The sequence below is a fragment of the Bradyrhizobium sp. BWC-3-1 genome, from assembly GCF_032917965.1.
Taxonomy (GTDB): domain Bacteria; phylum Pseudomonadota; class Alphaproteobacteria; order Rhizobiales; family Xanthobacteraceae; genus Bradyrhizobium; species Bradyrhizobium canariense_D.
The window spans coordinates 5,468,882-5,490,019 of sequence record NZ_CP136625.1 but is presented as its reverse complement, the minus strand read 5'-3'; the positions used below and the strand labels follow the sequence as shown (position 1 = coordinate 5,490,019).

General features: G+C 63.8%; 22 protein-coding genes. 16 read left to right on the top strand and 6 right to left on the bottom strand.

Translation table 11 applies throughout. The features are described from left to right. Window positions 1-76 precede the first annotated feature (76 nt). From RX329_RS26825 to RX329_RS26805, 5 genes are all read left to right on the top strand, one after another. Complete coding sequence (locus RX329_RS26825) at window positions 77-1,348, top strand: cytochrome P450 (RefSeq protein WP_317244474.1); 1,272 nt, start codon at window positions 77-79, stop codon at window positions 1,346-1,348. 137 nt (window positions 1,349-1,485) lie between these two features. Further along, window positions 1,486-1,668: a hypothetical protein gene (locus RX329_RS26820; RefSeq protein ID WP_018459308.1), complete on the top strand. Its 183-nt coding sequence runs from the start codon at window positions 1,486-1,488 to the stop codon at window positions 1,666-1,668. Between the two features lie 13 nt (window positions 1,669-1,681). Then, window positions 1,682-1,882 (top strand): hypothetical protein, encoded by a 201-nt coding sequence (locus RX329_RS26815; RefSeq protein WP_018459307.1) that lies wholly within the window; start codon window positions 1,682-1,684, stop codon window positions 1,880-1,882. 3 nt (window positions 1,883-1,885) lie between these two features. Beyond that, window positions 1,886-2,113, top strand: a complete 228-nt coding sequence (locus RX329_RS26810) for a hypothetical protein (protein WP_018459306.1) — start codon at window positions 1,886-1,888, stop codon at window positions 2,111-2,113. 312 nt (window positions 2,114-2,425) lie between these two features. After that, the gene (locus RX329_RS26805) at window positions 2,426-2,668 is read left to right on the top strand and encodes a hypothetical protein (RefSeq protein ID WP_026233777.1); all 243 of its coding nucleotides are present in this window, start codon (window positions 2,426-2,428) and stop codon (window positions 2,666-2,668) included. A gap of 38 nt (window positions 2,669-2,706) precedes the next feature. Here the strand turns inward: RX329_RS26805 and RX329_RS26800 are convergent, their stop codons facing one another. Next, a complete protein-coding gene (locus RX329_RS26800; RefSeq protein WP_026233776.1) occupies window positions 2,707-3,957 on the bottom strand; it encodes a DUF763 domain-containing protein in 1,251 nt (416 codons plus the stop codon). Between the two features lie 125 nt (window positions 3,958-4,082). Between RX329_RS26800 and RX329_RS26795 the strand changes: the two genes are divergently transcribed. Beyond that, window positions 4,083-5,231, top strand: coding sequence for a mechanosensitive ion channel family protein (locus RX329_RS26795; protein WP_317244473.1), 1,149 nt, complete (start codon window positions 4,083-4,085; stop codon window positions 5,229-5,231). An 87-nt stretch (window positions 5,232-5,318) separates the two neighbouring features. On the opposite strand, the gene RX329_RS26790 is transcribed toward RX329_RS26795, so the two are convergent. Continuing rightward, on the bottom strand, window positions 5,319-6,296 hold the full coding sequence (locus RX329_RS26790) for a tripartite tricarboxylate transporter substrate binding protein (RefSeq protein ID WP_085353040.1): 978 nt from the start codon (window positions 6,294-6,296) through the stop codon (window positions 5,319-5,321). Window positions 6,297-6,401: 105 nt separating this feature from the next. On the opposite strand from RX329_RS26790, the gene RX329_RS26785 reads away from it, so the two are divergent. The 7 genes from RX329_RS26785 to RX329_RS26755 are packed head-to-tail and all read left to right on the top strand — an operon-like array spanning window position 6,402 to window position 12,568. Next, window positions 6,402-7,109 (top strand): TetR/AcrR family transcriptional regulator, encoded by a 708-nt coding sequence (locus RX329_RS26785; protein WP_085385611.1) that lies wholly within the window; start codon window positions 6,402-6,404, stop codon window positions 7,107-7,109. Between the two features lie 29 nt (window positions 7,110-7,138). Then, window positions 7,139-8,023: an amidohydrolase family protein gene (locus RX329_RS26780; RefSeq protein ID WP_018459299.1), complete on the top strand. Its 885-nt coding sequence runs from the start codon at window positions 7,139-7,141 to the stop codon at window positions 8,021-8,023. Continuing rightward, window positions 8,020-9,321 (top strand): C4-dicarboxylate transporter DctA, encoded by a 1,302-nt coding sequence (gene dctA / locus RX329_RS26775; protein ID WP_018459298.1) that lies wholly within the window; start codon window positions 8,020-8,022, stop codon window positions 9,319-9,321. The genes RX329_RS26780 and dctA overlap by 4 nt, the downstream gene beginning before the upstream one ends. 39 nt (window positions 9,322-9,360) lie before the next feature. Continuing rightward, complete coding sequence (locus tag RX329_RS26770) at window positions 9,361-10,074, top strand: PIG-L deacetylase family protein (protein WP_018459297.1); 714 nt, start codon at window positions 9,361-9,363, stop codon at window positions 10,072-10,074. Further along, window positions 10,071-10,754, top strand: coding sequence for a 4-carboxy-4-hydroxy-2-oxoadipate aldolase/oxaloacetate decarboxylase (locus tag RX329_RS26765; protein WP_085352765.1), 684 nt, complete (start codon window positions 10,071-10,073; stop codon window positions 10,752-10,754). The genes RX329_RS26770 and RX329_RS26765 overlap by 4 nt, the downstream gene beginning before the upstream one ends. Before the next feature lie 21 nt (window positions 10,755-10,775). Further along, on the top strand, window positions 10,776-11,645 hold the full coding sequence (locus RX329_RS26760; RefSeq protein ID WP_018459295.1) for an ABC transporter substrate-binding protein: 870 nt from the start codon (window positions 10,776-10,778) through the stop codon (window positions 11,643-11,645). Continuing rightward, window positions 11,645-12,568, top strand: coding sequence for an NAD(P)-dependent oxidoreductase (locus RX329_RS26755; protein WP_085352766.1), 924 nt, complete (start codon window positions 11,645-11,647; stop codon window positions 12,566-12,568). Before RX329_RS26760 ends, RX329_RS26755 begins: the two co-directional genes overlap by 1 nt. Window positions 12,569-12,580: 12 nt before the next feature. Here RX329_RS26755 and RX329_RS26750 read toward each other — a convergent pair whose 3' ends face one another. Together RX329_RS26750 and RX329_RS26745 are read right to left on the bottom strand one after the other, a co-directional pair. Beyond that, window positions 12,581-12,892, bottom strand: coding sequence for a hypothetical protein (locus tag RX329_RS26750; RefSeq protein ID WP_085352767.1), 312 nt, complete (start codon window positions 12,890-12,892; stop codon window positions 12,581-12,583). 213 nt (window positions 12,893-13,105) lie between these two features. Beyond that, complete coding sequence (locus RX329_RS26745) at window positions 13,106-14,347, bottom strand: amidohydrolase family protein (RefSeq protein WP_085352768.1); 1,242 nt, start codon at window positions 14,345-14,347, stop codon at window positions 13,106-13,108. Window positions 14,348-14,490: 143 nt separating this feature from the next. Between RX329_RS26745 and RX329_RS26740 the strand changes: the two genes are divergently transcribed. Together RX329_RS26740 and RX329_RS26735 are read left to right on the top strand one after the other, a co-directional pair. Beyond that, a complete protein-coding gene (locus RX329_RS26740) occupies window positions 14,491-14,910 on the top strand; it encodes a nuclear transport factor 2 family protein (RefSeq protein ID WP_018459291.1) in 420 nt (139 codons plus the stop codon). A gap of 178 nt (window positions 14,911-15,088) precedes the next feature. After that, window positions 15,089-15,997 (top strand): amino acid ABC transporter substrate-binding protein, encoded by a 909-nt coding sequence (locus tag RX329_RS26735; RefSeq protein ID WP_085352769.1) that lies wholly within the window; start codon window positions 15,089-15,091, stop codon window positions 15,995-15,997. Between the two features lie 211 nt (window positions 15,998-16,208). Here RX329_RS26735 and RX329_RS26730 read toward each other — a convergent pair whose 3' ends face one another. Continuing rightward, window positions 16,209-17,420 carry an acyl-CoA dehydrogenase family protein gene (locus tag RX329_RS26730; RefSeq protein ID WP_085353044.1) on the bottom strand — a complete coding sequence of 404 codons (1,212 nt, stop codon included), beginning with the start codon at window positions 17,418-17,420 and terminating at the stop codon, window positions 16,209-16,211. Between the two features lie 41 nt (window positions 17,421-17,461). Then, the gene (locus RX329_RS26725) at window positions 17,462-19,087 is read right to left on the bottom strand and encodes a long-chain fatty acid--CoA ligase (RefSeq protein ID WP_085353045.1); all 1,626 of its coding nucleotides are present in this window, start codon (window positions 19,085-19,087) and stop codon (window positions 17,462-17,464) included. Window positions 19,088-19,265: 178 nt separating this feature from the next. Between RX329_RS26725 and RX329_RS26720 the strand changes: the two genes are divergently transcribed. Beyond that, the gene (locus tag RX329_RS26720; RefSeq protein ID WP_317244472.1) at window positions 19,266-21,119 is read left to right on the top strand and encodes an NAD(P)/FAD-dependent oxidoreductase; all 1,854 of its coding nucleotides are present in this window, start codon (window positions 19,266-19,268) and stop codon (window positions 21,117-21,119) included. Window positions 21,120-21,138: the final 19 nt, after the last annotated feature.

Below are 21,138 nucleotides of genomic sequence, written 5' to 3'. Positions count from 1 at the left end.
GAGGTTCCGGGTTCCCTTGCGCGGGCGGCGTCGTGCACCATCTTGGTGAGACCCCGTCAACCGCTTCGGTGATCACATGGCACCACGCCTCGATTTCACCAGCGAGGCCTTCTTTCGCGATCTGCCCAAGGCGATCGCAACGTTGCGCATGTCCGGTCCTGTGGTCGCGGCGCGATTTCCTCTCGTCGGCGATGTTTGGATCACCACGACCCATGAGGCCACCGCGCAGGTCCTGAAGGACGGCACCGATTTCACGCTGCGCAAGGAGGATGGGGACGTCGCGGGTTTACGCTGGTGGATGCCGAACTACGTCAGAACCATCGCCAACAACATGCTGACAATGGACGAGCCTGACCACACAAGGCTGCGCAGCATTGTTGACGAGGCCTTCCGCCGCCGCGCGATCGTCGCGATGGAGCCGCGCATCCGCGCCATCGCGGACGGGCTCGCCGACGAGCTGTTCCTGGCAGGAAGCCCGGCCGATCTCGTCCAGCGCTATGCGCGCATCCTGCCGCTCGCGGTGATCTCCGAGCTGCTCGGATTGCCATTGGCCGATCGCCCCCGCTTCATCGCCTGGGCCAATACGATGTCCTCACTTACGAACGTCGCCAGCTTCTTCCGCATGCTGTTCGCGTTCCGCAAGATGCGAGCCTACCTCGAACGGCAGCTGCAGATTGCCCGCGTGCGGGGCGGCGAAGGCCTGATCGCGGAGCTGGTTCAGGTCGAGCGCGAGGGCGGCCAGATCACGCCGGACGAAATGGTGTCGATGGTGTTCCTACTGCTCGCGGCGGGCTCCGAGACCACGACGCATCTCATCAGCGGTTCTGTCTACGAGCTCCTCAGAAATCCCGGCGTCCGCGACTGGCTGGCACAGGACTGGAGCCGCGTCGGGCTTGCGGTGGAGGAATTCCTGCGCTTCGTGTCGCCGGTGCAGTTCTCCAAGCCCCGCTATGTGAGGCGGGATATCGAGCTCGCGGGCGTGTGTCTCAAGAAGGGCGATCGCGTCATGGTGATGCTCGCCGCCGCGAACATGGACCCGGCGATGCATGAGCGCCCCGAGAGCCTCGATCCCGCGCGCAAGCCGAACCGTCACATGTCCTTCGGAACGGGCATCCATTTCTGCCTCGGCCATCAACTCGCGCGCATCGAGGCAGCGTGTGCCCTGGAAGCGTTGTTTGTGCGATGGCCGCGGCTTGGCTTTGCTGTGGACGTGTCTCAGATCCACTGGCGCAAGCGACCGGGCATGCGAGCGATCGCGAACCTCCCTGTCGTGCCCGACGGCCACGCAGCACAGGCGACAGCATCAGCTGGATCGATGTTGGTTCGTTCCCAGCCAGTGGCCTGCTGAGACTTACACCTTGCGGAAAATTTCTCTGCACTCGTCGGTAGGAACGGCATGCCGTTGCTCTAGTTGTTTTTGCGACATCGAAAGCCGCGACGAGTTCCTCCGGTCGATGTCGCAGATCAACAACAGGAGACAGCATCATGACCGGCAAGATGCCACCTGTTCCCGCCGAGAATCAAAGTCCGAAGGGAACCGGCGACAGCAAGCAAGTGTCCTCGACTGCCCCGCGCGGCCAGCAGCGTGCGCAAAATCCGGACCAGCAAGGGCAGCAGGGCAACATCAAGCAGAACACCACCAACCAAGGCTATCAGCAAGATCGCTGAGGAGCGGACCCTCATGTCGACATCCACCAAGACACCGAACAGCAACCGTCAGGGCGGACCAGGCGCATCGCATGAGAATGCGAAGGCACCGCTCGAAGTGAAGAAGCCCGCGGCGGACGACCCGCAGCGCAACCACAGCCGCGTCTCCGGCGGAGGTGGCGAGCACGATTCACACCACAGGCATGACGAGGCCGGAAAAGGCGGAGGCAGGTGAGGCATGACCAACAAGCAACCCAAACTCTACGCACCGACGGAAAAGGATATGCAAAATAACCCCATGATCGGCGGATCGAAGGGCGCAACGATGGCCGGTATCTCGCCTGAGGACCTCGAGGACGCCTTGGGCGAGAACACGATCGAAGGCGACGTCGAGAACGACGTGAACGCCGCTGGCGGCATCGACAAGGACATCGCACGCAGTGGCACGCACCGAAGAGGCCGATAGCTCCGGAGGACGAGCATGCAAGGCAAGAAGACCCACGAGCAACAGGTTCGCATCCTCGAGCGCAAGCCGGATGTTCCAGACGCGCGAGAGCTTGAGCGCGCCCTCGGCCACAATCCGGAGAATACGGCCGTTCACCGGGCGCGACCTGAGGCGCGACAGAGTGAATTCCCGGTGAGCCGAGGCGGCCTCAACCAGGAAAGCGATCACAACAAGCACAATGATTCCGGCAAAGCGGACACAAGCCGCCGAAACCGACGCCGGCACAGCAGAAGCATTGAGCTGCACGGGCGATCAAAGCAAGAGGAGAAAAAGATGCCAGGTGGTCGTGGCAGCAAGACGCATTTCAGATCGGGCATGCATGGCAAGGGCGACGGCAGCGGCGCCATGACGGACGTGCCCAAGGAGAAGATCGGCGACAACATGGTGCTGTCAAACCGCGACAAGGCGCAGCACTCGGACATTCGCGGCATGGACGGCAAGGCGATCCAGACCGAACAATATCAGGACCACTCGGCCAACCGGCTCGACGAGGAGCCGGGCACCGACGAGACCTGAGAGCGGCGTTCCTTCCCGCTGAACTCGCGGACCGGCTTTCAGCCGGTCTGCTTTTTTGTCGACCCGAGATCACGCTCCCAGCCGAACACGGAACGGCCGTCGAGATCGGGCGAGGCCGCACGCTCTCCGGCGATATAGGATTCGACGGATGGCCCATGCGCGGTGCGCTCCAGCCGCCGCGCCTGGTCGTCGAGGCGCTTGATGGCTTGCATCTCTTCCTCGCGCCCGAGCTTTGCGTTCTGAATCGCCCCCTTCAGCACGCGAATGGTTTCGTCATAGACCTTGAGTGGAACAGGGTAGGGATGCCGGTCCTTGCCGCCGTGGGCAAGCGAGAAGCGCGCGGGATCGTTGAAGCGGTAGGGCGCGCCGTGCACGACTTCGGCGACCATCGCCAGCGAACGAACGGTGCGAGCGCCAACGCCGGGAGTCAGCAGCAGCTCCGGAAAGTCGACCGGGCCGCGCTCGGCCGCAGCAGCGAGTGTGCCGTGCAGGCGGCGTGCAAACACGTCCTTCGGCCGCACGTCGTGATGCCCGGGCATGATCAGGTGCGGCAGCGTCGCCTGTGCGGGCGCGGGCGCAGTTCCGGTGAGCCGCTCGAATTCGGAAAGGATACGATCCGGGCCGAGATCGCTCAGAAGCTCGAGCTGCGCGGTGCGCGAGATCTCGGCGCGATGGTCGGTGAGGTTGACGATCTCGCCTTGCCGCGGCCCGTCGATCGCGCTGTGCGGTGCGTCGACAAAACTCTTCAGCGCCTCGGAATGCCAGTGATAGCGGCGGGCCTGCCGCTTGTCGCCGTTCATGCCTTGCTGCACCACGGTCCATTTGGCGTCGGCGGTGACGAAGAAGCCGTGCAGGTAAAGGTCAAAGCCGTCCTGGACCGCGGCGCTGTCAACCTTCGCCACGAGGCGACTCGCACGCGTGAGCTTTGCGCCGTCGAAGCCGATTCGGTCGCCGAGCTGCATCAGCTCGTCCGGGGTCTTGCGCGAGTGCTGGCCACGCCCGCCGCAGACGTAGATTCCGAGCTCGTCCTGGAGCGGTCCCAGCCCGCGCTTCAGCGCGCCAATCACCGACGTCGTGATGCCGGAGGAGTGCCAATCCATCCCCATGACGGCGCCGAACGACTGGAACCAGAACGGGTGCGAGAGCCGCTGGAGGAATGCATCGCGTCCGTAGTGATGCACGATCGCCTGTGTGACGATCGCGCCGAGCGACGACATGCGGGTCGCCAGCCAGGGTGGAACCCGGCCGGTGTGAAGGGGAAGATCGGCGCTGCCGGTCCGTCGAGTCATGATTGACCACAAATAGCGCAGTTCGGCGATGATTGCACCAGAGGGATGCTGCATTGCACCGAGCGGGGGAGCGAACGACGCTGCAACGCGTTGAACGCAAGCGCGGATGCAATGCGGGGACATTAATGGATTGGCAGACCCCTTTGGCCGACATCGACAGGATGTTCGGGTGGATCCCGTCGTGGTTCGTCGGCCTCACTCTAGTCTTGGGCGCGATCCTGATCGCCCTGTCGATCTATCGCCTTTCGGTTTGGCTGTTCAACCGCGCCTTCGGAACCCGCCTCCCGCTCGTGAGCGTGTTCATCGCCCGCACCGCGGGCCCAACTCAGCTGGCCCTCAGTCTTGCCGCCGTAGCGTTGGTGCTGCCGCTCGCGCCGCTGGACGACGCCTTCCGCACGCCGCTGACGCGCCTGTTCGTCGTCGCCTTCATTGCGCTGATCGGCTGGATCTCGATCCGGATCGTGGATATGAGCGCGGCACGGTATCTCCAGAACTTTCGCGACGTCACCGAGAATTTTGTCGCGCGCAAGCACGTCACCCAGGTCCGCGTCTTCAAGCGCGTCACCGATATCATCATCGTCATCATCACGGTGTCGACCGCGCTGATGACATTCGACTCGGTCAGGCAATACGGCGTCAGCCTGTTCGCCTCCGCCGGTGCCGCCGGTATCATCGTTGGTCTTGCCGCCCGGCCGCTGCTGAGCAATTTGATCGCGGGCATGCAGATCGCAATCACCCAGCCGATCCGCATCGAGGATGCCGTCATCATCGAGAACGAGTGGGGCTGGGTCGAGGACATCGCCGCGACCTATGTGGTGATCCGGCTGTGGGACTGGCGCCGCATGGTGGTGCCGCTGTCTTATTTCATCGAAAAGCCATTCCAGAACTGGACCCGCGACACTGCGTCCCTGATCGGCGTGATTGCGTTTCATGTCGATTATCGTGCCGACGTGCCGCGGATCCGGCGCTGGCTGGAAGAAGCAGTGAAGGAGTCCAAGCTCTGGGACGGCGAGGTGGTCAATCTCCAGGTCGTTGACGCGGATGCTCGCACCATCGAGCTCCGCGCCCTCGTCAGCGCCAGGAACGCGCCGCAGTCCTGGGACCTGCGCTGCGAGATGAGGGAGAAGCTCATCGCCTTCATCCGGGACGAGATGCCGGAAGCGCTGCCGCGCGAGCGCGCGATCCTGATCCCGTCGGGAGGAGGCGACGATGACGCCGATTTCGTGCGGCGTCCCGCGCCGCCGGAGAAGATGCGGGCGAGCGCACGCAATTGACCTACTTGCGCGTCGGCCTTCGTGGCGCCGCACAAGCCTGCCTGGCGCTGGATCGTGTCCAGCGCGCTGGTCCTCATGCGAAGCACCTCACTGCGCGCGGATGTCGGCGGCCTTCAGCACCGGCTCCCATTTGGTCGCCTCGGCATGCATGTAGGCGCCGAAATCCCTCGACGATGAGCCGACCGGGGCCGCGCCGATCTTGCCGAGCGTCGACAGTACGTTTGGGTCCTGCAGCGCCGCCTTCAGATCGCTTTCGAGCTTCGTGACGATCTCCGGCGGCATTTTTGCGGGACCAAGAACGCCCCACCAGACGGAGACGTCGTAACCCGGCACGCCCGACTCGGCGACGGTCGGAACATTGGGCAGCGCCTTGGAGCGTTCGGCCGAGGTCACCGCGAGCGCGCGCACCGCGCCGCCTTCGATCTGGCTGATGGCTTCCGCAAGTGGATTGATGCTGAGCGGAATGTCGCCGGCGATCACGGCGGTCAGCGCGGGGGCGCCGCCCTTGTAGGGGATCGCGACGATCTTGGTGCCGGACATGTATTTCAACAGCTCACCCGCGAGGTGCGCCGAGGTGCCGTTGCCGGACATGCCGTAGGAGAGCTTATCCGGCTCCTTTTTCGCCGCGATGAGGAGATCACTGAGCGTCTTATAGGGGCTGTCCTTGGCCACGACGATCGCGAGCGGGGAGGAGGCGACTTCGCTGATCGCGGTGAAATCCTTGAACGTGTCGTAGGGCACCCTCGGATAGATGAACTGGTTGAGTGGATGGCCGCTCGCGACGAGGATCAGCGTGTAGCCGTCGGGCGCGGCCTGCGTCAGCGCTTGGGACGCGACGATTCCGCCGGCGCCGGGACGATTGTCGATCACCGGCTGCTGGCCCCAAGTCCCGGCCAGCGCCTGAGCCAAGGTGCGCGCGAGCACGTCGACGGCGCCGCCGGCCGCATAAGGCACCAGGATGTGGACCGGCTTGCTCGGATATTTGTCGGCCTGTGCGGCGGTCCCCGCGAGCAGCAGACCGGCGCCCACCATCAGACCGCTGATGGTCTTGTTGAAACCCAGCATTTCCCAGCACTCCTTTGCACCCAGCGGCGGTCTCTCGGCCTTTCCGGGTGTCATCCATGGTTTTTGTTGACGAGACCTGATCTTTTGTACGATAGTACAAATCACATGATCCGCAACCCCGCCAGCAAGGAAACGGCCCGCAAGCCGAACATGCGCGAGGCGATCCTCGCCGCGGCCGAGGAGCTGTTCGCCACCAACGGCTTCAACGCCGTGTCGGTGCGCGATATCGCACAGGCCGCCGGCGCCAATCCCGGCAGCGTCACCTATCATTTCAAGACCAAGGACGGCCTGCTGCTGGAGATCTACCGGCGCCATTGCGGGCCAATGAATTTGCGCCGTTCCGAGCTGCTCGCGGCCGCCAAGCGCGTGCGCGATCTCCAGGATCGGCTCGAAGCGGTGGTGCGGGCCTATGTCGTGCCGGCCTTCACCTCGGGCAGTGATCTTGCCGGGGGCGGGGCGCGGTTCACGCGGCTGCGCGCGGTGATGTCCGCGGAGGGCAATGAAGTCGCGCGAAAGATCATCGCACAGACTTTTGACGACACCAGCCACGCCTTCATCGATGCTGTTCACGAAAGCCTGCCGCACGTTCCGCGCACCGATATCGTCTGGCGCAGCCACTTCCTGCTTGGCGCACTCTATTATTCGCTGGTGACGCCGGATCGCGTCTCGCGCCTGTCGCGCGGCGAGGCCGACGGCAGCGATGCCGCAAGTGCCATCGAGCAATTGGTGCAAGCCACCGTGGCCGCGTTCCAGGCGCCGGCGCTGGATCAGGCGCCAGCACGGCGACGGCCGGTCGTCAGCAGCAAGACTTGAAGACACGATCTGGTTCGGCGGTTTATCTGATGGCAATGATGTACACGCCGACCATTCCGCCGCCCGATCCGGACACGCGCACGCCGAAGTTCAGACTGCCGAACCTGTCTTGCGATGCGCATTGCCACATCTTCGGGCCCGGCGCGAAATACCCTTACGCGCCGGAGCGTTCCTACACGCCGCCGGATGCGCCGCTCGAGGATTTCCGCGCGCTGCATGCCAAGCTCGGCGTTGGACGTGCCGTCATCGTCAATGCGAGTGTGCATGGCACCGACAACACGGTGGCGCTTGACGCCATCGCGCAGAGCAACGGGGCCTATCGCGCGGTTGCCAATATCGACGACACCATCACCGAGCGCGAGCTTCGCGTGCTGCATGAGGGCGGCTTCCGCGGCTGCCGCTTCAATTTCGTCCGCCATCTCGGCGGGGTCCCGGACAAGCAGGTGTTCGACCGCATCGTCGCGCTGGTCGCACCGCTCGGCTGGCATATTGATCTGCATTTCGATGCGATCGACCTGCCTGAACATGCCGACACGCTGATAAGGCTGCCGCTGAGCTACACCATCGACCATATGGGACGGGTGAAGGCGTCCGAAGGGCTCGACCAGCTGCCGTTCAAGATCCTGGTCGAGCTGATGCAGCGCGACGAGAAATGCTGGGTCAAGATCTGCGGCTCGGAGCGGGTGTCATCGGCCGGTCCGCCGTTCACCGACGCCGTGCCGTTCGCGCGAAAAATTGTCGAGACGGCGCCCGACCGCGTCATCTGGGGCACCGATTGGCCGCATCCCAATGTCAAGGCGATGCCGAACGACGGCGATCTCGTCGACCTAATCCCGCTGTTCGCGCCGGAGCCGGAGTATCAACAGAAGATCCTCGTCGATAATCCAGCGCGGCTGTTCGAGTTCGGCCAATGACGGCGCTCGCGATCGACAAGCCGCGCGGCCGCGCCTGGTGGAAGGAGCTCTGGATCCAGGTGCTGATCGCCATGGCGGCCGGAATCGCGCTTGGGATCGTCAATCCCGAGGGGGGCGCCAGGATGCAGCCGCTTGGCGACGCCTTCATCAAGGCGATCCGGATGCTGATCGCGCCGATCATCTTCTGCACGGTCGTCAATGGCATCGCGCATATGGCCGATATGGCCCGTGTCGGGCGCGTCGCCGTCAAGGCGATCGTCTATTTCGAGATCATGACCACGATCGCGCTGATCATCGGTCTCATTGCGGTGAACTTGCTCAAGCCCGGCGTCGGCATGAACATCGATCCCGCCAGCATCAATGCCAGCGCGATCGAGCCCTATGTCAAGCAGTCGGGCGTGATCGGCTTTGTGCCGTTCCTGATAAACATTGTGCCCGCGACGTTCGTCGGCGCCTTTGCCGAGGGCAACATCCTCCAGGTGCTCTTCATCGCCGTACTGTGCGGATTTGCGCTGGTGCAGCTCGGCGAGCGCGCCGCGCCGCTGGTCCATCTCATCGACATCGCCGCCAAGATGGTATTCACCATCGTCGGATTCGTGATGTGGGCTGCGCCGATCGGCGCCTTCGGCGCCATCGCCTTCACGGTCGGCAAGTTCGGCGTCGGCTCGCTGGCCTCGCTGGGCAAGCTCCTCGGCGGCTTTTATCTCACCTGCGTGATCTTCATCATCGTGGCGCTCGGCCCGGTCGCGCGTCTGTGTGGCTTCTCGCTGCTCAAGCTGATCCGCTACATCTGGGAAGAGCTCTTGATCTGCATCGCCACGACATCGTCCGAGACGGTGCTGCCGCGGATGCTAACCAAGCTGGAGCAGGCCGGCTGCGAGCGCAGCGTCGTTGGGCTGGTGATCCCGACCGGCTATTCCTTCAATCTCGACGGCACCTGCCTCTACCTTGCCGCCGCCTCGGTGTTCCTGGCACAGGCGACCAACACGCCGTTTGGGCTCGCCGAGCAGATCGAGCTGCTTCTGATCCTGCTCGTGACCTCCAAGGGCGCGGCGGGAATCGCGGGCGCCGCCTTCGTCGTGCTGGCGGCAACGTTGTCCGCCACCGGCAGCATTCCGGTGACGAGCGTGGCGCTCGTGCTCGGCATCCACCGCCTGATGTCGCAGGGGCTGACGCCAACTAATCTGATCGGGAACGCGGTCGCGACGATCGCGATTGCCAAATGGGAAGGCGCACTCGATGCCGACCGCCTGAGGCGCGTGCTCGACGGCGAGGAATCCGCTGTCGCGACTCGATGAACCGATGACGTTGACGAACGATAGAGGGGAGTTTGTCCCATGAAAACAGGTCTCGTGATCACGGCCCATCCGGGCGATTTCGTCTGGCGCGCCGGCGGCGCCATCGCGCTGCATGCGAAGAAGGGCTACCGCATGAAGATCGTCTGCTTGTCTTTCGGCGAGCGCGGCGAGAGCCAGTTCGCCTGGAAGGAGAAGGGTGCGACGCTGGAATCGGTCAAGGCCGGCCGCAAGGACGAGGCGGAGCGGGCGGCCAAGCTGCTCGGCGCCGAGATCGAGTTCTTCGATTGCGGCGACTATCCGCTGAAGCTCGCCGAGGCCCATTTCGACCGCATGGTCGACATCTACCGCGAGCTCAATCCGCGCTTCGTGCTGACGCACGCGCTGGAGGATCCCTATAATTTCGACCATCCGAACGCGGCGCATTTCGCGCAGGAAACCCGCGTGGTCGCGCAGGCGATGGGCCACAAGCCCGGCGCGCAGTACAAATATTCGGCCCCGCCGGTGTTTTTGTTCGAGCCGCACCAGCCGGAGCAATGCAACTACAAGCCGGACCTGCTCCTCAAGATCGACGAGGTCTGGAAGGAGAAGTACGAGGCGTTCCAGATCCTCGCCGCGCAGAAGCACCTGTGGGGATATTACGAGCGCGTCGCGCTCAACCGCGGCATCCAGGGCAGCCGCAACACCGGCGTGTCCATGACCTATGGCGAGGCCTATCAGCGGCTGTTTCCGACGGTTGCGGAGGAGCTGGCATGAAGCCGGTCGTCGTTCGCAACATCAAGCGTGCCGATCCCGCTGGGATGGCGGAGTACGGCGTCTCGACCGTGCACGAGGCCTATGATCGGCTCGGACTGATGAAGCCGTATCTGCGGCCGGTCTGGGCCGGCGCGGCGATCGCCGGCCCCGCCGTCACCGTGCTGGCGCAGCCCGGCGACAACTGGATGATCCATGTCGCGGTCGAGCAGTGCACGAAGGGCGACATCCTCGTCGTGGGCTGCACCACCGACAACACCGACGGCATGTTCGGCGAGCTGCTCGCAACCTCGCTGCAGGCGCGCGGCGTGCAGGGATTGATCATCGATGCCGGCTGCCGCGACATCAGGGCACTGCACGAGATGAACTTTCCGGTGTGGTCGCGCGCGGTCTCGGCCAAGGGCACGGTGAAGGCGACGCTCGGCTCGGTCAATGTCCCCGTGGTCTGCGCCGGCGTCAACGTCGATCCCGGCGACATCATCGTGGCCGATGACGACGGCGTCGTGGCGGTGCCGAAGCGCTACGCGGCCGAGGTCGCCGAGAAGGCGAGGAAGCGCAACGCGGACGAAGGCGGCAAACGCAAGCGGCTGGCTTCGGGCGAGCTGGGCCTCGACATGTACAGCATGCGCGAGGCCTTGGCGAAGGCCGGGCTCGTCTATGTCGACAATCCCGAGGACGTCTAAAACAATCAGCGGAGTGGGCCGATGGATCGTCTCAAGCTGAAGGCCGTGCTCGGCAGTCACCCCCATGTCCAGGCGGTGAAGAGCGGCGAGCTCCGCTCCAACCGCTTCGACCTCGACTTCATCGAATACACGCCGACCAACACTGCGTTCAAACCGATGGTGCGCGAGCAAGCGTTCGACGTCTGCGAGATGGCGATCGTCACCTATCTGATGGCAAAGGCGCAAGGCAAGCCCTTGGTGCTGCTGCCTGCCACAATGCTCGGCCGCTTCCAGCATTCCTACGCGCTCTATAGTCCTGCGCAGGGAACCCTCGGGCCGTCCGATCTCGAAGGCAAGCGCGTCGGCATCCGTTCGTTCACGACTACGACCGGCGCCTGGATCAGGGGCATCCTCGCCAACGACTACGGCGTCAACCTCGACAAGATCCGCTGGGTCACGTTCGAAGACCCGCATGTCGCCGAATATGTCGACACCACCGAGCGCGCGCCGAAGCACAAGAAGATACTTCAGATGCTGCTCGACGGCGAGCTCGACGTCGTCCTTGGTGAGGCCTCGAACGATCCCAAGCTGAGGCCGCTGTTCCCCGATCCGGCCGCGGAAGCCGCCATATGGTACGCGCGCCGCGGCGTCGTGCCGGTCAACCATCTCGTGGTCGTGACCGAGCAGCTAGCGAAATCGCGTCCTGACGTAGTTTCGGGCATTTATGATCTCCTCAAGCAAAATAAGGCGCAGGCGGGGCCTGCGGCAACGCCGGACCTGGTTCCGTTCGGAATCGAAGCGAACAGAAGGTCGCTGGAGTTGATCGTCGACTACGCGTTCCAGCAGGCGCTGATCCCGCGCCGCTATGCGGTTGAGGACCTGTTCGACGCAACAACGCGAGGACTGAACTGATGGCGGGCGATCCCAAGCGATGGCAGGTCGGGCTGGTCGGTTATGGCGAGGTCGGCAGGATTCTGGCCGAGGATTTGCGCCAGCAGGACATCAAGGTCACAGCCTTTGACATCAAGCTCGCGGGCGAGCAGGGTGGTTCGCTGCACGAGCATGCTGAAAAAGTCGGTGTGGGGCTCGCAGCCTCGCACGCCGAGCTGACCGCCAAGTCCGATTTCATCATCTCCGCGGTCACCGCGAGCCAGGCCGTGCCGGTGGCAAAGGCCTGCGCGGCCGCGATCAATCAGGGCACCTGGTTCCTGGATTTCAATTCGGCGTCTCCCGCCGCCAAGCAGCGCGCTGCCGCGCTGATTGATGGCGCCGCCGGACGTTATGTCGAGGGCGCGGTTATGACGTCGGTGCCGCCTTATCGCATCAAGGTGCCGCTGCTGCTCGGCGGTCCCGGGGCCAGGGAGCTGGAGCCGCTTTTGAACGCGATGGGTTTTGCGGCCAAGGTTGCGAGCGACAAGCTCGGTGTTTCATCGGCGGTGAAGATGTGTCGCAGCATCATGATCAAGGGGCTGGAGGCCATGGTCATCGAAAGCTTCACCACCGCGCGCGCCCATGGCGTCGAGGATGCGGTGCTGGCTTCACTGGCGGAAACCTTTCCCACGATCGATTGGGAGAAGCAGGGTGCTTATTGCTTCCAGCGTGTGATCGAGCATGGCCGCCGCCGCGCCGAGGAAGTACGCGAGGTCGCCGAGACCGTGCGTGAAGCGGGGCTGACGCCGTGGTCCGCGCAGGGCACCGCCGAGCGGCAGGCCTGGGTGGCGGACCTCGCCGACGAGGGCCTGTTCGGAACGAAGGGTACCAAGGAGTTCGCTCGCAACGCTGACTGGCGCATCGAGGCGGACCGAATCCTGGCGAAGATCAATCGCGAGAAATAGGGCGGCTCTTGCTCAGGATTTTACGGTGCAACAGCCCGTGAACTCGTCGCGGACGTGTTCGATCAACGCCATCAGGTCTTCGGACTTGCGGGCCAGCCGATCGTTCGCGACTTGGGTCCGGAATTCCGCGCGGATCACCCGAATGCACTTGTCGGCGGTGTCGAGCGTCAGGAGCATGCGCGTCAAGTCATCTTGGGTCCGGATGCTCGCCAGATCGAGGTTTGACAGGACATGCCCGATGCCGTCGAGCCGTTTTATAGCGGCATCGCCGGGCGTTCTCGCTCGAATGGCGCGATGGTCGATGCTGCTGAATGCGCTGAACATGTCGATGCTTCCCCGTTGAATGCAGACTTCAGTGCAGGTTCTGCTTTGAACGGCACCGCGGGACTGGCAATACGCTCAGCTATCGGCAATCAGCGCGGATCGACTATCCGGTATTCTACCGGATTCGGAATATGAGAGCGATCGACGGTAACATCTAACGGAAATAACGCGGCAATTCGCCCCGCTTCAATGCAGATATGCGTCCAGAGCGGCTCAGGAGCCGGGGCGGAACACAGTGGGCCGTTGCCGCGCAAAAGTCTGCCGGCCGCTCTTGAAGCCCATTACGACATCCGGCAGCTCGGCGACGGCGAAGCGGCTGTCTTGCGTATCGAGCACGATGAGATCGGCGGGGTTTCCGACCTTGATGCCGTAATCCCCAAGGTTCATCAGCCGCGCCGGCAGCTCGGTCACGAGATCAAGGCAGGTATCGAAGTCGTTCACCGAGGCATGCGCGACGTTGGCGTAGAAATTCGCCATTCGCAGCAGTGAGGCATCGCCGAACGGCGTGAAGGGATTGAGCACGTTGTTGGTGGCGATCGAGCACAGCACGCCGTCGGCGGCGAGCTTGTGGGCGAGCGTCAGCCCGCGTGGCGCGTTGTGGGTCGCTTCGCGCCCCATCAGGTACAGATCGGTTGCCGGCAGCACGGTGACGGCAACGCCAGCCTTGGCCAGCTGCGCGGTGGCGGCCCTCAGCCGCTCCGGTGGCAGTACGGAGAGTTTCGTGGCGTGGCCGATTGCCACGCGCCCCCCATAGTTGCGCCGCTCGGTCTGCCGGCAGACCTCGTCGAGGTGCCACCAGGAGGGATCGAGATCGAAATCGAGATGGAGATCGACGTCCAGGTCGAACGCCTCGGCGAGGTCGAAGATGCGTGCGAGATGGGCGTTCGGGTCGGTGTCCGTGTAGGGGCAGCCGCCGATCACCTCCCCACCATCGCGCAGCGCCTGGATCAGAAGCTCCTCGCTGCCGGGATCGTTGGTGAGGCCTTCCTGCGGAAAGACACAGAGCGACAGGTCGATCGCCCAGGCATAGTCACGCTTCAGCGCCTTCACCGCCTCGAAGCCGCGCAATCCGATGCGGGGATCGATCTCGACGTGGGTTCGCATGCGCGTGGTGCCGTGGACGATAGCACGTTCGAGTACCCGGGCGCCGCGCGCGTAGACGTCCTCGACCGAGAAACCCTTCTTCATCTCGGAGACGGCGCGGATCGCTTCGGAGACGCTGCCGTGATCATGCCCGCAGCGGCCGAGCAGGCAGGCCTTGTCGAGATGGATGTGGCTGTCGACGAAGCCGGGCAGGGCGAGGCGTCCGCCGACATCGACTTCGGCGGCCTCGCAAGCGAGCGTCGGTTCGATGGCGGTGATCCGGCCGCGCGTGACGCCGATGTCCATCGGGTCGGCGGCACCACGCAGCAAGGCGTTGCGAAAGATAAGGTCAAAGGCGGATTGGGCGGTCATGGCTCTTGCGGAAGGAATTTAGTGCATTCGGCCGCGTTTGGCGGCTCCAGATTGTCGGCAGTGTAGCGACGGAAATGTTCAAAATATATGCACGTATTCCCCGAGAGCGGCGTTAGTATTCCGCAAGCCCTGGAGAATGAGCCATGTCCGCTGCCGCAAAAGCCGAAGCCGGTCCGTCGTCCGACGCCGAGATCGTGGAAGCCTATCTCACGGCGTCGATGATCCCCGATCCGGACGCCGCGGCTGCCTATATGGCGCCGGGCACGGTGATCACCTTTACCGGTGGGCGCGAGTTCGATCATCCGCGCGGCCCGACCGCTTTCAACGCCAAGCGCTACCGCTGGGTCAAGAAGAAGATGGACCGTTTCGACGTCTGCCCCGGCGACGGCGAGACCGTGGTCTATAGCGTCGGCACGCTCTACGGCGAATGGATGGATGGGTCCGCGTTCGAGGGCAACCGCTATGTCGACCGCTTCGTGGTGCGGAATGGCCAGATCACCAAGATGGACGTCTGGAACGACAGCGCCGAGCGGATCCTGGTCCAGCGCGGCATCGACGCGTAACAGCCATCCTGGCGCTTGAGCGCCCCGACTCCAGGGGGACAAAAGGCCGGTCCACCATATCGCAAGCCGCGATACCTGATAGATGCAAGCTCGTGTGGCGGCTGCCGCGCGCCTGCGCTATCAACGGTGCGATTGCTGCGCCCGGCATGGGGGCGCAAGCCTCCTCGAGGAGTTCCCGATGCGTTTACCCACCGTTGTCCTGGCCCTCACATGCCTTGCAACTGCCGCCTCCGCCGAAGACCTGTCGGGTACGCTTCAGAAGGTCAAAGAGACCAAGAAGATCACGCTGGGCTACCAGGAGGCCTCGGTCCCGTTCAGCTATCTCGACGGCAACCAGAAGCCGGTCGGCTTTGCCATGGATATCTGCCTCAGGATCGTGGATGCCGTGAAGAAGCAGCTCGGTATGCCCGACATCGCCGTCGACACCCTCGCCGTGACGTCGTCGAACCGGATTCCGCTAATGGTCAACGGGACGCTCGACCTGCATTGCTCGGCGACCACCAACAATGCCGATCGCCAGAAGCAGGTCGCCTTCACCAACACGCACTTCCTCAGCGCAACGCGATTTGCGGCCAAGAAAGCCGCAAAGATCAACACCATCGACGATCTCAAGGGCAGAGCGGTGACGGCGGTGGCCGGCTCGGTCAACCTGACACAGCTCGCCAAGGTCAACACCGAGCGCAATCTGGGCATCAATGTGATGCCGGCCAAGGACCAGGCCGAAGCCTTCCTGCTGCTGGAAACCGATCGCGCCCAGGCCTACGCGCTCGACGACGTGCAGCTCGCGGTGGCGATCGCGCGCTCGAAGGAACCACAGCTCTTCATGATCAGTGAGGAGACGTTCTCGAAGCCCGAGCCTTACGGGATCATGTTGCGGCGAGAGGACGCTCCATTCAAGGCGCTCGCCGATCGCGCGACTGCGGAGCTGTACGCCAGCCAGGAGATCGAGGTCCTCTACAAGAAGTGGCTGGAATCGCCGACTCCGCCGAACGGCCTCAACTACAACGTCCCGATGTCGGGCGCCTTGCGCAACGCCTTCAAGAAGCCGAGCTCCAGCTTCGATCCCGATGTGTACGTGGTGAATTGAGTGAGGGCGCCACGGCGCTGGTTGTAATCGGGCTGCGTGTCAGCGTGCCCTCGCCCCTTGCGGGAGAGGGCAGCTCCGCTGGTTGATGCAGACTCACTGGGGTGAGGGGTTTGTCTCCGCGGAAGCAGACCCCTCATCCGGCGCTTCGCGCCACCTTCTCCCGCAAGGGGAGAAGGAAAGAGAGCGAGCCGCACGAGCGGAATGCTTCGTCCTACGCATTCGAATATTTCTTCAGCTCGAACCGCGCAATCTGGTTCCTGTGCACCTCGTCCGGCCCATCCGCAAGCCGCAGCAAGCGCGCGGTCGCATAGGCCTGGGTTAATCCGAAATCGTTCGACGTGCCGCCGCCGCCGTGGGCCTGGATCGCCCAGTCGATGATCTGGCAGGCCATGTTGGGCACGGCGACCTTGATCATCGCGATCTCCGCTGTCGCCACCTTGTTGCCGACGGTGTCCATCGCGTATGCAGCGTTGAGCGTCAGCAGCCGGGCCTGCTCGATCATGATGCGGGCCTCTGCGATGCGCTCCTGCGTCACCGTCTGCTCGGAAACCGGCTTGCCAAAGGCGACGCGGCTGCGCACCCTCCGGCACATCTTCTCCAGCGTGCGTTCGGAAAGCCCGATCAGCCGCATGCAATGGTGGATGCGGCCGGGGCCGAGGCGGCCCTGCGCGATCTCGAAACCGCGGCCTTCGCCCAGCAGCATGTTCTCCTTGGGGACACGCACGTTGGTGAAGACGACCTCGGAGGCACGGTCGGGCACGCCGTAGAAGCCGAACACGGGCAGGGCACGCTTGACCTCGACGCCCGCTGTGTCCATCGGCACCAGGATCATGGATTGCTGCTTGTGGCGGTCCGCATTGTCGGGATCGGTCTTGCCCATGAAGATGCAGATCTTGCAGCGCGGGTCGGTCGCGTTGGTGGTATACCATTTGCGGCCGTTGATGACGTAATGGTCGCCCTCGCGAACGATCGAGCTTTCGATGTTGGTCGCATCGGATGAGGCGACGGCAGGCTCGGTCATGGCGAAGCAGGAGCGGATTTCGCCTGCGAGGAGCGGCTTCAGCCAGCGCTCCTTGTCCTCCTTCGTGCCATAGCGCTCCAGCACCTCCATGTTGCCCGTGTCGGGCGCCGAACAGTTGAAGACTTCGGGTGCGAGATGCGAGCGGCCCATGACCTCGCAGAGCGGGGCATATTCGAGATTGGTCAAGCCGGCACCGTGGCTGGAGTCCGGCAGGAACAGATTCCAGAGGCCTTCGGCACGTGCCAGCGGCTTCAGCTCCTCGACGACCGGATAGACCTTCCAAGGCCCCAGCTCCTCCGCCTCGCGATAAAAGCGTTCCTCGTTCGGATAGATGTGCCGGTCCATGAAACTGTCGAGCCTGCGCTTGAGCTCGACGACTTTGGGCGACATCGGGTAGAGCATCTTTGTCTCCTTGGTCGATGGACAGGCCGGGCGCAATCGGCTCAGGCGACGCGATACCCTTTAAATTTCTCGCGCAACGCTGATTTGAGCACCTTGCCGGTGCCGGTCATCGGGAACTCGTCCATGAACTCAACGGCGTCGGGCATCCACCAGCTCGCGATCTTCGGACGCATGTGGTCGAGCAACGTCTTGCCGTCGACGGTCGCGCCCTTTTTGCGGACGACGAGGAGCAGCGGCCGCTCCTGCCATTTCTCATGGTTGATCGCGACCACGGCGGCTTGCAGCACATCGGGGTGAGACAAGGCCACGTCCTCGAGTTGGATCGAGGAGATCCATTCGCCGCCGGACTTGATCACGTCCTTGGAGCGGTCGGTCAGCGTGACGTGGCCCTGGGGGTCGATTACGGCCATGTCGCCGGTGATCAGCCAGCCGTCGCGGTCGAGGCCTTCGTCGAGTTTCATGTAGCCGGACGCAACCCACGGTCCCCGCGCGCGCAGATGGCCGACGCTCTTGCCGTCACGCGGCAGCTCGTTGCCGCCGTCGTCGACGATGCGCAAGGCGGTGCCGAAACAGGCGCGGCCGGACACCTGGCGGCGCTCGAACTTCTCCTTGTCGTCGAGATGCTCGGAGCCAGGCCGCAAGCCCGGCATCGAGCAGCCCAAGGCTTCAGTCATGCCCCAGGCCTGGACGTAGTCGATGTCATATTCGCGCTTGAGCTTCTCGACCATAGCGCGCGGCGGCGCCGAGCCCGACGACAATGTTGCACGAAGTGTCGAGAACCTGTTGCCGGTGCGCCCGAGCCAGTCGAGCAGGATCAGCCAGAAGCTCGGTACGCCCGCCGACAGCGTCACCTTCTCGCCTTCGAGCAGTTCATAAAGCTTGTCGGGCTCGTAATTGCGGCCGGGCAGCACCAGCTTCGAGCCGGTATAGGGCGCGGTGAACGGCATGTTCCAGCCGTTACCGTGGAACAGCGGCGCCATCGGCATCATCACCTCGCGCACGCCTTCCAGGTGCCCGGGCAGGAAGTCGAAATTGCAGGAGACCATGGTCTGCAGGATCGCGGCGCGGTGCGAATAGATCACGCCCTTCGGATTGCCCGTCGTGCCGGAGGTGTAGCAGATGGTGGACGCCGATTTTTCGTCGAACTCCGGCCAGGCGAAGCCGGCGTCGTTCTCGTTCTCCAGCAGCTCCTCGTAGCAATGCACGTTGGCAAGCTTGGTCTGCGGCATCCGCTCGCGCGAGCACATCACGACATAGGCTTCGATCGATGTGAGCTGCGGCGCGATCGCCTCCACGATCGGCAGCGTGGCACGGTCGATGAACAGCAGCCGGTCCTCGGCATGATTGACGATGTAGACGAGTTGTTCGGGAAACAGCCGCGGGTTGATGGTGTGCAGCACATATCCCATGCCCGGCGCGGCGTAGAACATCTCGAAATGCCGGTGCGTATTCCAGGCCAGCGTGCCGACGCGGTCACCGGACATCATGCCGAGCCTCTCGAGCGCCAACGCCATGCGCTTGATGCGCGGATGGGCGTCGGCATAGGTATAGCGATGGATGTCGCCTTCGATCTCGCGAGCGACGACCTCAGCCTCGCCGTGATAGTCGGCGGCATACTGGATCAGGCCGCTGATCAGGAGCGGCATATCCATCATCAATCCCTGCATCGTCTCCTCCGGACCGCCATGTCGCTGCATGACGTACGCTTGTGATGTGCGCTTGAGGTTAGCGGAACGCCACGCGACGTTCACGCAAAAAGCGAGAGACGCGATTGCATGCGTCACTTTTTCAGGGCTAAGTGATGCGAGCTGCCGGCGAAGCAGTGTCCGCCGGGGGAGGAAACGGATGACAGCGGAAAGACACAAGACCGGTGCAGCCGGCGAATCTACAATCGACATTGCCGCACTCCGTGCGCGCTATCGCGACGAGCGCGATCGCCGCCTGCGCGCCGAAGGCAAGGCGCAATATGTCGAGGTGACCGGCGAGTTCGGACGCTATCTCGACGATCCCTGGGCCAATTCCAGATTTGCGCGCGAGGCTGTCAGCGAACAGACCGAGGTGCTGATCGTCGGCGGCGGCTTCGGCGGCCTTCTGTGCGGCGCGCGACTGCGCGAAGCTGGCATCGATGATTTCCGGGTCGTGGAAAAGGCAGCCGATTTCGGCGGCACCTGGTACTGGAATCGCTACCCTGGCGCGGCCTGCGATACCGAGAGCTACATCTACCTGCCGTTGCTGGAAGAGACCGGCTACATGCCGGTGCGCAAATATGCGCGAGCCCCCGAGATCTACGAGCATTCGCGCCGCATCGGCCGTCATTTCGGCCTCTATGAGCGCGCGCTGTTTCAGACCGTCATCACCCACATGGAATGGCGGGAGCAGGAGGCACGCTGGCTGGTCGAGACAGATCGCGGTGATTGCATCCGCGCGCGCTTCGTCATCCTTGCTGGCGGCCCGCTGAGCCGTCCGAAGCTGCCGGGCATTCCCGGTATCGAAAGCTTCAAGGGACACAGCTTCCACACCAGCCGCTGGGATTACGCCTACACCGGCGGCACGGCCGAAGGTGATCTTAGTGGTCTTGGCGACAAACGCGTCGGTATCATCGGCACCGGGGCCACCGCCGTGCAATGTGTGCCGCATCTCGGCCGCTCGGCCAAGGAGCTCTACGTCTTCCAGCGTACGCCGTCGGCGATCGGCGTGCGCGACGACCGCCCGACGGATCAGAGCTGGGCGCAGGGGCTCAGGCCCGGCTGGCAGCGCGAACGCATGGACAATTTCACCGCCGTGATCTCGGGCGAGCCATTCGAACAGGATCTGGTGCAGGACGGCTGGACCGGCCTGCTCGGCGAGATCCTGCTGGCGCCGCGCCGCCAGCCGCAGCCGGTGACTTCGATCGAGGAGGCGCTCAAGGTCATCGAGCAGGCCGATTATCGCAAGATGGAAGAGATCCGAGCGCGCGTCGATGCGATCGTCAAGGATGAGGCGACGGCTTCGGCGTTGAAACCCTGGTACAAGGCATTCTGCAAACGGCCGTGTTTCCACGACGAATATCTCGACACCTTCAATCGTCCCAACGTGCATCTCGTCGACACCAGGGGACAGGGCGTCGAGCGCATCACCGAGAACGCGGTCGTGGTCGACGGCAGGGCTTATGAGCTCGACTGCCTGATCTATGCCAGCGGCTTCGAGGTCGGCACCGACTACGCCCGCCGCATGGGCTTTGAGGTCTACGGCCGTGACGGCGTGAGCCTGTCGGCGCGCTGGCGCGATGGCGTCAAGACGCTGCACGGCTTCTACAGTCGCGGCTTCCCGAATTGCTTCCTGATCGTCATGGTGCAGGCCGGCCAGAGCGCCAACTTCCCGCACATCATCGACGAGCAGTCGCAGCACATCGCCTATGTGATAGCCGAGGCGCGCAAGCGCAAAGCCCGGACGCTGGAGCCGACGCTCGATGCCGAGAACGCCTGGGTCGAGGAGGTGGTCAAAGCTGCGCTCGGCCGCCAGACCTATCTCGCCGAATGCACGCCCGGCTATTACAACAATGAAGGCGTGTTCGATCCGATCGCGGCGAGAAACAGCCAGTATTGGCGCGGGCCGGTGGCATTCCTGCGGCTGCTGGACAAGTGGCGCCAGGAGGGCAATTTGGATGGACTGGAACTGTCGTATGATCACGCCATGGAGTCGGCGCCTTCGTCCGGGTAAGCTCGGGCATTGGATCACC

What these genes read in the sequence shown, in the direction of transcription:
- RX329_RS26760 (WP_018459295.1), top strand. Translation starts at nt 10,776, where the DNA reads ATGGATCGTCTCAAGCTGAAGGCCGTGCTCGGCAGTCACCCCCATGTC.
- RX329_RS26815 (WP_018459307.1), top strand. Translation starts at nt 1,682, where the DNA reads ATGTCGACATCCACCAAGACACCGAACAGCAACCGTCAGGGCGGACCA.
- RX329_RS26805 (WP_026233777.1), top strand. Translation starts at nt 2,426, where the DNA reads ATGCCAGGTGGTCGTGGCAGCAAGACGCATTTCAGATCGGGCATGCAT.
- RX329_RS26720 (WP_317244472.1), top strand. Translation starts at nt 19,266, where the DNA reads ATGACAGCGGAAAGACACAAGACCGGTGCAGCCGGCGAATCTACAATC.
- RX329_RS26765 (WP_085352765.1), top strand. Translation starts at nt 10,071, where the DNA reads ATGAAGCCGGTCGTCGTTCGCAACATCAAGCGTGCCGATCCCGCTGGG.
- RX329_RS26740 (WP_018459291.1), top strand. Translation starts at nt 14,491, where the DNA reads ATGTCCGCTGCCGCAAAAGCCGAAGCCGGTCCGTCGTCCGACGCCGAG.
- RX329_RS26725 (WP_085353045.1), bottom strand. Translation starts at nt 19,087, where the DNA reads ATGCAGGGATTGATGATGGATATGCCGCTCCTGATCAGCGGCCTGATC.
- RX329_RS26750 (WP_085352767.1), bottom strand. Translation starts at nt 12,892, where the DNA reads ATGTTCAGCGCATTCAGCAGCATCGACCATCGCGCCATTCGAGCGAGA.
- RX329_RS26730 (WP_085353044.1), bottom strand. Translation starts at nt 17,420, where the DNA reads ATGCTCTACCCGATGTCGCCCAAAGTCGTCGAGCTCAAGCGCAGGCTC.
- dctA (WP_018459298.1), top strand. Translation starts at nt 8,020, where the DNA reads ATGACGGCGCTCGCGATCGACAAGCCGCGCGGCCGCGCCTGGTGGAAG.
- RX329_RS26810 (WP_018459306.1), top strand. Translation starts at nt 1,886, where the DNA reads ATGACCAACAAGCAACCCAAACTCTACGCACCGACGGAAAAGGATATG.
- RX329_RS26745 (WP_085352768.1), bottom strand. Translation starts at nt 14,347, where the DNA reads ATGACCGCCCAATCCGCCTTTGACCTTATCTTTCGCAACGCCTTGCTG.
- RX329_RS26825 (WP_317244474.1), top strand. Translation starts at nt 77, where the DNA reads ATGGCACCACGCCTCGATTTCACCAGCGAGGCCTTCTTTCGCGATCTG.
- RX329_RS26780 (WP_018459299.1), top strand. Translation starts at nt 7,139, where the DNA reads ATGGCAATGATGTACACGCCGACCATTCCGCCGCCCGATCCGGACACG.
- RX329_RS26785 (WP_085385611.1), top strand. Translation starts at nt 6,402, where the DNA reads ATGATCCGCAACCCCGCCAGCAAGGAAACGGCCCGCAAGCCGAACATG.
- RX329_RS26800 (WP_026233776.1), bottom strand. Translation starts at nt 3,957, where the DNA reads ATGACTCGACGGACCGGCAGCGCCGATCTTCCCCTTCACACCGGCCGG.
- RX329_RS26755 (WP_085352766.1), top strand. Translation starts at nt 11,645, where the DNA reads ATGGCGGGCGATCCCAAGCGATGGCAGGTCGGGCTGGTCGGTTATGGC.
- RX329_RS26790 (WP_085353040.1), bottom strand. Translation starts at nt 6,296, where the DNA reads ATGCTGGGTTTCAACAAGACCATCAGCGGTCTGATGGTGGGCGCCGGT.
- RX329_RS26795 (WP_317244473.1), top strand. Translation starts at nt 4,083, where the DNA reads ATGGATTGGCAGACCCCTTTGGCCGACATCGACAGGATGTTCGGGTGG.
- RX329_RS26770 (WP_018459297.1), top strand. Translation starts at nt 9,361, where the DNA reads ATGAAAACAGGTCTCGTGATCACGGCCCATCCGGGCGATTTCGTCTGG.
- RX329_RS26820 (WP_018459308.1), top strand. Translation starts at nt 1,486, where the DNA reads ATGACCGGCAAGATGCCACCTGTTCCCGCCGAGAATCAAAGTCCGAAG.
- RX329_RS26735 (WP_085352769.1), top strand. Translation starts at nt 15,089, where the DNA reads ATGCGTTTACCCACCGTTGTCCTGGCCCTCACATGCCTTGCAACTGCC.